The 11,951-nt window shown below is 41.7% G+C and carries 11 protein-coding genes; 10 read left to right on the top strand and 1 reads right to left on the bottom strand.

The genetic code is table 11. The features are described 5' to 3' along the window. Positions 1-398: 398 nt before the first annotated feature. The gene (locus FD50_RS09630) at positions 399-953 is read right to left on the bottom strand and encodes a nucleotidyltransferase family protein (RefSeq protein ID WP_056961332.1); all 555 of its coding nucleotides are present in this window, start codon (positions 951-953) and stop codon (positions 399-401) included. Between the two features lie 193 nt (positions 954-1,146). Between FD50_RS09630 and FD50_RS09625 the strand changes: the two genes are divergently transcribed. The 10 genes from FD50_RS09625 to purF all read left to right on the top strand — a co-directional run bounded on the left by FD50_RS09625 (position 1,147) and on the right by purF (position 11,951). Beyond that, positions 1,147-2,388, top strand: coding sequence for an acetate/propionate family kinase (locus FD50_RS09625; RefSeq protein ID WP_056961330.1), 1,242 nt, complete (start codon positions 1,147-1,149; stop codon positions 2,386-2,388). A gap of 126 nt (positions 2,389-2,514) precedes the next feature. Beyond that, positions 2,515-2,718: a hypothetical protein gene (locus FD50_RS09620; protein ID WP_054755903.1), complete on the top strand. Its 204-nt coding sequence runs from the start codon at positions 2,515-2,517 to the stop codon at positions 2,716-2,718. Between the two features lie 443 nt (positions 2,719-3,161). Beyond that, entirely contained in the window at positions 3,162-3,650 is a 489-nt protein-coding gene (purE, locus tag FD50_RS09610) for a 5-(carboxyamino)imidazole ribonucleotide mutase (protein ID WP_054755908.1), read from the top strand. Beyond that, positions 3,643-4,764 (top strand): 5-(carboxyamino)imidazole ribonucleotide synthase, encoded by a 1,122-nt coding sequence (gene purK / locus FD50_RS09605; RefSeq protein WP_056961328.1) that lies wholly within the window; start codon positions 3,643-3,645, stop codon positions 4,762-4,764. The genes purE and purK overlap by 8 nt, the downstream gene beginning before the upstream one ends. 12 nt (positions 4,765-4,776) lie before the next feature. Then, the gene (gene purB / locus FD50_RS09600; RefSeq protein ID WP_056961326.1) at positions 4,777-6,075 is read left to right on the top strand and encodes an adenylosuccinate lyase; all 1,299 of its coding nucleotides are present in this window, start codon (positions 4,777-4,779) and stop codon (positions 6,073-6,075) included. A gap of 558 nt (positions 6,076-6,633) precedes the next feature. Further along, positions 6,634-7,359, top strand: a complete 726-nt coding sequence (gene purC, locus FD50_RS09595; RefSeq protein ID WP_054755911.1) for a phosphoribosylaminoimidazolesuccinocarboxamide synthase — start codon at positions 6,634-6,636, stop codon at positions 7,357-7,359. Next, positions 7,356-7,610: a phosphoribosylformylglycinamidine synthase subunit PurS gene (gene purS, locus FD50_RS09590; protein WP_054755913.1), complete on the top strand. Its 255-nt coding sequence runs from the start codon at positions 7,356-7,358 to the stop codon at positions 7,608-7,610. Before purC ends, purS begins: the two co-directional genes overlap by 4 nt. Continuing rightward, positions 7,607-8,293, top strand: a complete 687-nt coding sequence (gene purQ / locus FD50_RS09585) for a phosphoribosylformylglycinamidine synthase subunit PurQ (protein WP_056961325.1) — start codon at positions 7,607-7,609, stop codon at positions 8,291-8,293. Before purS ends, purQ begins: the two co-directional genes overlap by 4 nt. Continuing rightward, on the top strand, positions 8,293-10,524 hold the full coding sequence (gene purL / locus FD50_RS09580; RefSeq protein WP_056961323.1) for a phosphoribosylformylglycinamidine synthase subunit PurL: 2,232 nt from the start codon (positions 8,293-8,295) through the stop codon (positions 10,522-10,524). Before purQ ends, purL begins: the two co-directional genes overlap by 1 nt. After that, positions 10,500-11,951 carry an amidophosphoribosyltransferase gene (gene purF / locus FD50_RS09575; RefSeq protein WP_056961321.1) on the top strand — a complete coding sequence of 484 codons (1,452 nt, stop codon included), beginning with the start codon at positions 10,500-10,502 and terminating at the stop codon, positions 11,949-11,951. Before purL ends, purF begins: the two co-directional genes overlap by 25 nt.

Genomic DNA, 11,951 nt, shown 5'->3' with positions numbered 1-11,951 from the left:
CGAAGTTAGACGGAGAATTTTGACTTATGGAACACGTTTATCCGGAATAAAAAAGGACTGTGCAAAACTAATCTTTTGCATAGTCCTTATTTTTGTCTTGAATTAGATGCTCCAGCGCTTAGTACGCAGAGTTTTTCAACTGGCTGTCACCTATTTAACGTGTTCCAGCCAGTAACCTCTTGTGTCTAAGCTTGGAGGCACTTGTAACTAAGAGCAAGTTACGTGCGTGCTCCAGCACTTAGTATGCGGAGTTTTTCAACTGGCTGTCACTATTTAACGTGTTCCAGCCAGTAACCTCCTGTGCCTAAGCTTGGAGGCACTTGTAACTAAGAGCAAGTTACGTGCGTGCTCCAGCGCTTAGTACGCAGAGTTTTTCAACTGGCTGTCACACTTCGACTTTAATCAGCAAAAAACGTCACCGGCCAACGCTGCTCCCATCCCTTAAGCGCGCTGCGACGCTTAAACTGGTTAAGCAAGTCCGAATCTTTAATAAAACGTGGTGTAGGGTGAACTTCCATGTTAAAAAGATCCTGTAAGCCAAAAGGTGCAAGAATTTTGAAGGTTCCTGCTTCAAAAGTAATAGCGACCGCACTGCAGGTTTCCGGAAGAGTTGTGAGCGCTTCTTCCGGAGTTTTACCAAATGGCTGCCGCGTTTGTGAATTGTTTAAGACGACATTTTGCAAATTCCACAGATATTTCGAATGGCATTGCCCCAGAAGAGCGCGTCTTGTTAGCAGCTGCTCATATGTTTCTGCAGAATCTCCATATAAGACATCAATGTTTCCTCTAAGAAGCGAAGTCGGTTGTTTGCTGAGCGTGTTCCATACCAAATCACGTAAAGCACCACCGCAAATCAATGCTTTTCCAAGCTGATAGCTATCTAGAATATGGAATATTTCCGTAAATTCAGGGGTTCTTTTGACTAAAGTGATAAGTTCTTTTTCATACTGCATGACATTCCTCCACAAAAAGTTCCTATCAAACAATTGTAATGGCTTTTGTGGAATAATTAAAGGCTGATTTCTAAATGAGATAGCGGAATTGAGTTGAATTTTAACAAGAATAACCGATCTTCTAGTGAAATTTCGTGCAAAATTTGTTATATTAGATGTATGAAAACGTTTTAATGGCATTGGAGGGATTCACATGGCAAAAATCATCGCAATTAACGCTGGTAGCTCGAGTCTCAAGTTTAAGCTTTTTGAAATGGAAGGAGAAAAGGTGCTGGCACAGGGCCTGTTTGATCGTATCGGGATTTCAAATGGGACGATCAAAATTAAGTACGGAGAAAAGGAATATCGCAAAGAAGCAGAGTTAAAAGACCATGCTGTGGCAGTCAAACGCTTATTGCAACTGCTCTTGAAACTGGGAATTGTTCAAGATTTTGCAGAAATCGTGGGTGTAGGACATCGTGTAGTTGCTGGCGGAGAATACTTTAAAAAATCCGTTGCAGTCAACTCGCGAATTATTCGCAGAATTAATGAACTGACGGAGTATGCACCAATTCATAATCCCGCTAATTTAATGGGAATTGAAGCTTTTAGAAAAATTTTGCCAAATGCTGTGTCAGTTGCTGTTTTTGACACTTCATTTCATCAAACGATGCCTAAAGAAAATTACGTATATAGCGTACCATACGAATGGTATCACAAATACGGTGCGCGTCGATATGGGGCGCATGGGACTAGTCATCGCTATGTTGTACAAGTTGCAGCTCACATGATGGAAAAACCGCTCAAGCAATTAAAACTAATTAGTTGTCATTTAGGGGCAGGTGCGTCTTTATGTGCGGTTAAAAATGGCAAGTCGTTTGATACTTCAATGGGATTTACGCCCCTGACTGGGATCACAATGGCAACTAGATCTGGGGATGTCGATGTCTCGTTGATTTCTTTTATGATGCAAAAGCTGGATATGCATTCTATGCCGGAAGTGATTTATGATTTGAATAAAAAGTCAGGTTTACTAGGGATTTCAGGCATTTCCTCAGACATGCGAGATATCGAGGCTAAGTGTAAAACTGATGAGCGGGCTCAATTGGCAATTAATATTTTTGTTAAAGACGTTGTCAAATATGTGGGTGCCTACATGGCTGAGATGGGTGGCCTTGATGGCATTATTTTTACCGCTGGAATTGGTGAAAATTCTGGATATATTCGCGAAAAAATTATGAAGCGTTTGGAATTCTTGGGAATTGAAGTTGATGAAAAAGCCAATGCTAAGCGTGGGGTAGCAGAATTTATTTCCACGCCAACGTCACGTGTGGCAGCTTTGATGATTCCTACAAATGAAGAGCTGATGATTGCACGGGATGTTAAAACAATAATTGAAGCGAAGATTGAAAAGGAAAAACTAGCGCCAGTTGTTATCAAAAGCCATAGCAACTAGAATAAAGTTGGTGCCAAGGCAGAACGTGGTTATTTGTAATCAAACTGTAATATAAAGTAGTTCACAAACATGACAAAAAGTGTTAGATTATTCAAGTCGATAAATTATTTTTAGGGGGCTTTTGTCATGAGCAATAAACTTGATATTTTGCGTGATTATCAGGTCGCGGTAGAGAAGATTACTGAACTCGACCATGTTTGCGAGGAAATTAGCCAGAGTAATCGAGGCCGCCACTTATTAGAAGCTTACGATGAAAAAAAACGCAATGCAGAAGCTGAGCGGGATCGCCTAGAAGATATCCTTGAAGCAATGGCAGCGGCTGAAGATTAGGTATTTTGATAGTCTACTTGGCTGGAATTTTGATTGACAGACGTGAGTTTGCAACTAAGAGAGAAAATAAATGGCTTAGAGCCAGAAAAAGGGGTTTGGGACAAAAGTCGCGAACTCTTTTTTTGTGTTCTTGGTTCCCAAACAGCTAGTGCTAAAACGTGCACCAAAAGGCAATTTGATGCACTTAATCCCGTCAGTCAGACAATTCAATCTCGTAATTATCCGCCTGACGTTGTTAATTTTCGTCAGCTAAACGCCTTTTGTCCCGCTCTTTTTTGGATAATTTGCGAGTAAAATAAATACTTTTGAAAACTTAAAGCTGCAAAAAAGACAAAGTTAGCGGATAATGCGTATAAAATCTATAAAAATAGTAATATAGTTCGATTTTAGCTTTGACAAGTTGTGACGCTTTTGATAAGCTGTCTCTTGTAGGAGGGATCGGCATGAGTAGTAAAATAAGTATTGTGATGGGCAGTATTTCAGACTGGAGTACGATGAAAGCAGCTGCTGCAATTTTGGATGAATTCCAAGTAGAATATACGAAGAAGGTCATTTCAGCGCATCGGATGCCAGCAGAAATGTTCGCTTTTTCCAAGAATGCACTTGCTGCAGGGACAAAGGTAATTATTGCGGGCGCTGGCGGAGCAGCACATCTGCCCGGCATGCTTGCCGCAAATACTGTTCTACCAGTAATTGGTGTCCCAGTGCAGAGTCACGCACTTAATGGTCTTGATTCATTGCTGTCAATTGTACAGATGCCTGCAGGAATTCCGGTGGCTACAACTGCAATTGGAACTTCTGGAGCTAAGAATGCTGCTTTGTTAGCATTGCAGATCATTGCACTTTCAGATCCAGCAATAACCAAAAAGTTAGTAGCTTTCCGTAAACAGCAGCATGACACTTCAGTAAGGAGTAGTGAGCAACTTGACTAGTTTGATTGAACAGGGAAAAACAATTGGAATTATAGGCGGAGGACAATTGGGACAAATGTTGACTTTTTCTGCTAAAGCAGCGGGATTTCGAGTGCTTATCTTGGATCCGAATCCAGATTGCTCGGCAGGTCAGGCGGCAGATGCTCAGATAGTTGCACCTTATGCAGATTTAAAAGCAATTGAAGAACTGGCAAGGCGTGCAGATGTCTTAACTTATGAGTTTGAAAATGTTGACCTTCAAGCACTTGAAGATGTTCAGGACCAAGTAGCGGTTCCACAAGGTACACATCTTTTAGCGGTGACGAAGGATCGTTTGCGTGAAAAGACCTTTCTGAAAAAGCTGGGCTTGAAAGTTGCCCCCTTTAGAGCAATTGAAAATAAAGAGCAGCTGGAAGAAGCACTTGCTACAATCGGTTATCCTGCAGTTTTGAAAACTTGTCAGGGTGGATATGATGGCAAAGCACAGCATGTTTTACATACTCCTGCCGATCTTACAGCAGCAACAGAACTTTTAAGTCAGGGAAAATGCATCTTAGAAGGTTGGGTCAACTTTGGCAAGGAATGTTCTGTTATGGTAGGGCGCAATAGTACAGGCGCGCTCTGTGTTTTCCCAGTCAGTGAAAATATTCATCGTAATCAAATTTTGCACGAAAGCATTGTACCTGCTAGGATTTCTGCGGATTTGCAAGAAAAAGCGCAAGAAATCGCTGAAAAAATCGCTGTCGGAATTAATCTTTGTGGTATTCTGGGAATAGAGTTATTCGTTGGCGAGGATCAAGAACTCTATGTGAATGAACTAGCACCGCGTCCGCATAATTCTGGGCATTATTCAATTGAAGCGTGCAATTTTTCGCAGTTTGACGTGCATAACCGTGCAATTTGTAACTGGCCGTTGCCACAAATCAAGTTGTTGCAGCCAGTAGTAATGGTGAATGTCTTAGGTCAACACGTTGCTGGAGCTAAGCGACTGGTTGCACAAAAAAAACAATGGCATTTCCATGATTACGGTAAAGGTGAGCTTCGACGAGATCGCAAGATGGGTCATATCACGATTCTAACGGATGATATTAATGAAACGCTGGCAGAAATTAAACAGACAAAAGTATGGGATTAAAGGGGAAAAATAATGATTTCAAGATATACACGACCTGAAATGGCAGCAATCTGGAACGATAAGAAAAAATATGAATGCTGGCTCGAAGTTGAGATCGCAGCAGACGAGGCATGGTCAAAACTTGGTCATATTCCAGCAGCAGATGTTGAAAAAATTCGTCAAAATGCTCGTTTTGATGTTGAGCGGATTTTGGAGATTGAACAAAGCACACACCACGATGTGATTGCTTTTACACGCTGTGTTTCGGAATCTTTAGGAGCCGAAAAGAAATGGGTTCATTATGGTTTGACCAGTACCGATGTTGTGGATACGGCTTATGGATATCAGTTGAAACAGGTTAATGAAATTTTGCGTAATGATCTGGCAGCTTTCAAGGAAATTGTGGCTAAGAAAGCCAAAGAATATCAATATACGGTTATGATGGGGCGCACACACGGCGTACATGCTGAACCAACGACTTTTGGGCTGAAATTAGCACGCTGGTATTCTGAAGTAAAGCGTGATATTGAGCGCTTTGAGCACGCTGCTGCCGGAGTTGAGGCTGGTAAAATTAGTGGTGCGGTAGGAACCTTTGCTAATATTGATCCTTTTGTTGAAAAATATGTTTGCACCAAGCTGGGAATTCGGGCCCAAGAAATTTCTAGTCAGATATTACCACGTGATCTGCATGCAGAGTATTTAGCTGCATTGGCGCTGATTGCAACTAGTTTAGAAAAATTTGCGACAGAAATTAGAGGATTACAGAAATCAGAAACACGTGAGGTTGAGGAACATTTTGCAAAGGGACAAAAAGGTTCCTCAGCAATGCCGCATAAACGCAATCCAATTGGATCAGAAAATATTTGTGGCTTGGCGCGGGTCGTGCGTGGTCATATGGTAACAGCCTATGAAGATATGGTTCTCTGGCATGAACGTGATATTTCGCACTCTTCTGCCGAGCGAATCATTTTACCAGATACGACTACTTTAATTGATTATATGCTGCATCGTTTTGGCACAATTCTAGATACATTAACTGTTTTTCCTGAAAATATGAAGCGTAATATGGGAAGAACCTTTGGTTTGATCTATAGCGGCCGTGTATTGTTGAAACTAATTGACACTGGAATGAGTCGGGAAGAAGCCTATGATCTTATTCAGCCAAAGACAGCAGAAGCTTGGGACAAGCAAATTCAGTTCAGGCCATTACTGGAAAAAGATGAGCGGATTACCGCACGACTTTCAAAAGCTGATTTGGATGATGCTTTTGATTATCACTGGCATTTACGGCATGTTGATGATATCTTTGCACGTGTTGGGCTGGATCAGTAAACAGAAACCAGATTGTGAAGTACGTGAAGGTGTAGCTTGCAAGCTACACCTAAGTGATGCGTACTATGCACCTGTTGAAATAAAATAATTAGTTATCCTTTTTAGGGGGCTGTGACAAAAGTTAACTTTTGTCACAGCCCCTCTTTTATTTCGGGTAAACGTGTTTCATAAGTCAAAATTCTCCGTCTAACCTCGAATTACTCATCGCAAAGGACTCGCTATGTTCGTAATTTCGAGTTAGCACTCAAATTTTCCCGACTTATGTCACACTCTTTAATTTTATTATAGAGAGATTTGTGCTGAGCGTAATTATCCAAGTTTTCTCCTCCCAATATTAAGAATAGTTCGTTTTTTGCTTATATTTTGTACGATTTTTATGTGATTGAAAGACTTATTGGAGTAAATAAAAATGTGATTGGACACTTTTTTTAAATAGTTCGTCTTTTACTACTTGACGTGGGTCGGTAAGCTTGTTAATCTTTATACTAAATAGCGATGGTTCTTACCTAACAATGACATTAAAGTTCGTTTTTTTGAAGAAAGGAAAGACAGATTATTATGGGAAAAATGATTTATGCTGGAAAAGCCAAACAAATGTGGACAACTGAGGATGAAGATGTCCTCCGAGTTGTTTATACTAATCAGGCAACCGCACTAAACGGCAAAAAGAAGACAGAAGTTGAAGGCAAGGGCAGGCTAAACAATTTAATTTCAACTTTAATTTTCAAGTACCTGAATGCTCAAGGTGTGAATACTCATTTTATCAAGACGATTTCAAATGACGAAGAACTTGTCCGCAAAGTGCAGATTATCCCATTAGAAATGGTTACACGTAACGTTGCTGCAGGACATTTTTCTACGCGCTTTAATGTTAAAGAAGGAACGAAATTTGCAGCTCCAATTGAAGAATCCTACTTTAAAAGTGATGAATTAGATGATCCATTTATAAATAACTCACAAATTTTTGGTTTGAAAATTGCGACTGAAAAAGAAATCGAGTATATGTGGCAGGTTTCACGTAAAGTTGATCAGTTATTGACACCGTTGTTTGCGTCAATTGATTTGCAGTTGGTCGACTACAAGCTTGAATTCGGGCGCTTAAAAGATGGTACAGTGATTCTAGCCGATGAATTTTCGCCAGATAATTGTAGGTTATGGGACACTAAGAGTAAGCAGCACATGGATAAAGATGTTTTTCGCCGTAGCTTGGGAGATTTAACTGCTGTCTATCAGGAAGTTCTCAACCGGTTGGAAGCAAAATTAGGCAAGGAGGCCAACAAATGACGGTCAAAGCACGTATTTTTGTCACATATAAGGAGTCGGTTTTTGATCCACAGGGTCAGGCAATTACGGATGCAGTTCAGAGTTTAGGACATCCTGAAGTTGAAAAGATAAATGTGGGTAAATTTTTTGATGTTCAACTTGATCCAGCAACTAAGAGTGTTGCGCAGACAGTTAGTGAGATTTCAGAACAATTACTTGTTAATTTTAATTTAGAGACCTACCGTTATGAATTATTGGAGGAACAACAATGAAAATCGCTATTATTGTTTTCCCAGGCTCTAACTGCGATGTTGATCTCTTCGAAGCGCTGCATTCCGTTTGTGGTGCAACTGCACAATATGTTTCGTACCAGGAAAAAAGCTTAGCGGGTTTTGACGCAGTCATGATTCCAGGCGGTTTTTCTTATGGGGATTATTTACGGTGTGGTGCAATCGCGCGTTTCAGTAATATTATGCCTGAAGTTGTGAGATTCGCAGCAGCAGGGAAGCCTGTTCTTGGTATCTGCAATGGTTTTCAGATTTTAACGGAAGCTGGGCTGTTACCAGGTGCATTAAAACGAAATAACGGGCTCAAATTTATCTGCAAAACCACTGCATTAACAGTTGAAAACAATGAAACTCCCTTTACTAATCAATATCAAGCAAAAGAAAAAATTTATTTACCGATCGCTCATGCAGATGGAAGCTATTATGCGCAAAAAGATGTATTGGCACAATTAGAAGCCAAACATCAGGTAGTTTTTCGTTATGCTGATGAAAATCCGAATGGAAGTTTAAATGACATTGCCGGAATTATTAATGAAACCGGGAATGTTTTAGGCATGATGCCGCATCCAGAACGAGCAGTCGAAGCACTGTTAGGAAATGTTGATGGACTACGAGTTTTCACTGCACTCTTAGCAGGCAATGGATATCAAAAGGAGGCAATCCGCTAATGACCGTTGAGTTGGAAATGAGTCCACAAGAGATTAAGGAAAAAAAACCATATCTTGAATGGGGACTTAGCGAAAAAGAATATGATTATATTGCTCAAAAACTTTTAGGCCGGTTGCCAAATTATACTGAAACAGGTCTATTTGCCGTAATGTGGAGTGAGCACTGTTCATACAAAAAATCAAAAGCAGTTTTACGCGAATTTCCTAATAAAAATGCACGTGTTTTGCAAGGCCCTGGAGAAGGTGCTGGTATTATTGACATTGGTGATGGACAAGGAATTGTTTTTAAAGCTGAAAGTCATAATCACCCTTCGGCAGTTGAACCTTATGCAGGTGCCGCAACAGGCGTCGGCGGAATCATTCGTGATATTTTCAGTATGGGGGCGCGGCCAATTGCATTACTTGATTCGTTGCACTTTGGCGAAATCAAGGATTCACGCACCAAGTATTTGATTAATGAAGTGGTGGCAGGCATTGGCGGTTACGGTAATTGCATGGGAATTCCTACTGTGGGTGGAGAAATGACCTTCGATGAATGTTATGCTGATAATCCACTTGTGAATGCTATGTGCGTTGGCATTATTGAACAAAGCGAAATGCAAAAGGGACAAGCTAAAGGTGTCGGAAATGCTGTGATGTATGTGGGTGCTAAAACAGGGCGAGATGGAATTCATGGTGCCACCTTTGCGTCTACAGACTTTAGTGATGAAAAAGAAACGCAACGTTCTGCCGTCCAAGTAGGTGATCCATTTATGGAAAAGCTGCTGCTGGAAGCATGTTTGTTACTGACGAGCAAGCACCAAGATTGGCTGGTCGGGATCCAAGATATGGGAGCTGCTGGGCTGGTTTCTTCGAGTTGTGAGATGGCATCTAAGGCAGGTAGCGGAATGACACTTGACTTAGATAATGTGCCGCAGCGTGAAGACGGAATGTCGGCTTATGAAATCATGCTGAGTGAATCGCAAGAACGCATGCTCTTATGCGTACGGGCTGGCTTTGAAAAACAGGTACAAGAACTTTTTCATAACTTTGGTTTAGATGCAGTCGTAATTGGCAGAGTAACAGAGGAGAAAAACTATTTGTTGCGGCATCGGGGAGAAATTGTGACTGATATTCCTGTTACAAGTCTGACAGACGATGTTTTGGAGGAAAGCAGCCGCGAAAAAAAACCGGCGAGAATGCTGGCACAAAGCCGCAAACCTGCATGGCACCCTGGAAAATTAGTAGTTGCTGCTACGCTGCGTAAAATGTTGCAACAACCCACAATCGCTTCTAAAAAGAGCTTTACAGAAACCTATGACTCACAAGTCAGAACTAACACAGTGGTAGGACCAGGAAGTGATGCAGCGGTTATTCGGATCAGACAAACAAATAAGGCGATTGCAATTACGACTGATGGAAATGGACGTCTCGTCTATCTCGATCCTTTCGTAGGAGGAAAAATTGCTGTACTCGAAGCTGCAACAAATTTGGTAGCTAGCGGAGCTACACCTTTAGCAATTACCGATTGCCTTAATTTCGGTGATCCTAATGATCCAGAGGTTTATTGGGAATTGCATCAAGCAGTTAAAGGAATGGCTGCTGCTTGCCGGCAGCTTGATACGCCGGTTATCTCCGGCAATGTCTCTCTTTATAACGAGAGTAATGGAACCGCAATTTATCCCACTCCAATGGTTGGAATGGTTGGGCTGTTGACAGATGTGCATCAGTATTTGACTCCGACAGTTAAGCAGGTTGGCAGTCAGCTGTTTTTGGTGGGAGAGACTGGGAATGATTTTGCCGGAACTGAAATCCAAAAGATGTTGACCGGGCAGCTTAGCGGGAGCTTGAATGATTTTTCACTGACAACTACGGTCCAAAGATTAGCCAAATTATTGCAGGCAAATCAAGCGGGACTGCTTGAAAGTGCGCATGATTTGAGTGAAGGCGGACTGGCTGTTGCGCTGGTCGAAATGACTTTGCATAGTCAGTTGGGGTTGTCACTTGCAGTTCCATTTGCTGGTGAACAGCTCTTTAGTGAAACGCCAGGCAGATTTGTTGTTAGTGTAGCACCTCAAAAGGTTGCCGCTTTTAAGCAGTTGCTGGGTACGGATGCAGTTTTACTTGGAGAAGTTACGGCCAAAAGGGAACTTGCACTCAAGTATCAGGATGGCACAGCTGTGTTGGATTTAGAAGAAGCAAAAAAACTCTGGGAGGAAGCAATACCATGCCTTATGAAATCAAAGGACTAAATGAAGAGTGTGGTGTTTTTGGTGTTTTTGGCGCAGCCAAGGCGAGCCAATTAACCTACTTTGGACTTCATAGTTTGCAACACCGTGGTCAAGAAGGCGCTGGAATCGTCTCAAGTGATGGCGAAAAGCTGCACCGTTTCCGTAACCGGGGCCTGTTGGCTGAAGTTTTTGCGAATGAAAATAATTTGGACGCTCTTGTAGGCGACGTTGCAATCGGTCATGTCCGCTATGGAACCAGTGGTAATAATATCCTTGAAAACGTACAACCTTTTCTGTTTCATTTTGGTGATGGAGACATCGCTTTGGCGCATAATGGTAATCTGACGAATTCAGCAACGCTTAAAAAGCAATTAGAAGAAGGCGGAGCAATTTTTCAATCTACTTCCGACACTGAAATTTTAGTCCATCTTATTCGGCAAAAAATGGGAATGGATTTTGTCAGTGCACTCAAGCAAAGCTTAAATGAGGTTCATGGCGGTTTTGCCTTCTTGCTTTTGCGTAATAACCGGTTATATGCAGCACTTGATCCGAATGGATTTCGACCGCTGTCGATTGGACGCTTGGAAAATGGAGCCTATGTGGTCGCTAGTGAAACGTGTGCACTTGATACAATTGGTGCACAATTTGTACGCGACGTGCAACCAGGCGAGTTAATTACAATTGATAAGGCAGGGTTGCATATTGATTCGTACACCCCTAAAACGCAACTGACAATTTGTTCAATGGAATACATCTATTTTTCACGTCCAGACTCAATTATTCACGGAGTAACCGTGCATAATGCACGCAAGAAAATGGGTCGCTTGTTAGCACGTCAGGCACCAGTTGATGTTGACATGGTAGTAGGTGTCCCTAATTCGTCACTGTCTGCGGCAAGTGGTTATGCGGAAGAAAGCGGGCATCCTTATGAAATGGGATTAATTAAGAATCAGTATGTGGCACGGACTTTTATTCAACCAACAAAGCAATTACGTGAGCGCGGGGTAAAAATGAAACTTTCTGCAGTTCGCGGAGTTGTCGAAGGAAAAAAAGTTGCAGTGGTTGATGATTCAATCGTGCGTGGAACGACGAGTCGCCAAATTGTCCGGCTTTTGCGTGAGGCGGGTGCTAAGGAAGTGCATATGCTAATTGCATCTCCACCACTGCGGTTCCCGTGTTTTTATGGGATTGATATTTCAACACGTTCTGAATTGATTGCTGCTAACCATACTATTCCTGAAATTTGTGAATTGATTGGAGCGGACTCTTTGTCTTTCTTATCACTACCTAATCTAATTAAAGCAATTGATCTTCCAGAAGGACGTAACTTACCTAATGGCGGGCTTTGTGTTGCTTACTTTGATGGAAAATACCCAACACCGCTGTATGACTATCGTGAAGGTTATTTAAAGTCTTTGAAGAAGCAGCAAGAAAGAGAGGTTGTTTAG

It is taken from the genome of Liquorilactobacillus satsumensis DSM 16230 = JCM 12392, assembly GCF_001435195.1.
Taxonomy (GTDB): Bacteria; Bacillota; Bacilli; order Lactobacillales; family Lactobacillaceae; genus Liquorilactobacillus; species Liquorilactobacillus satsumensis.
Note: the sequence above shows the minus strand (reverse complement) of the source record. Positions and strands in the feature narration are given on the sequence as shown.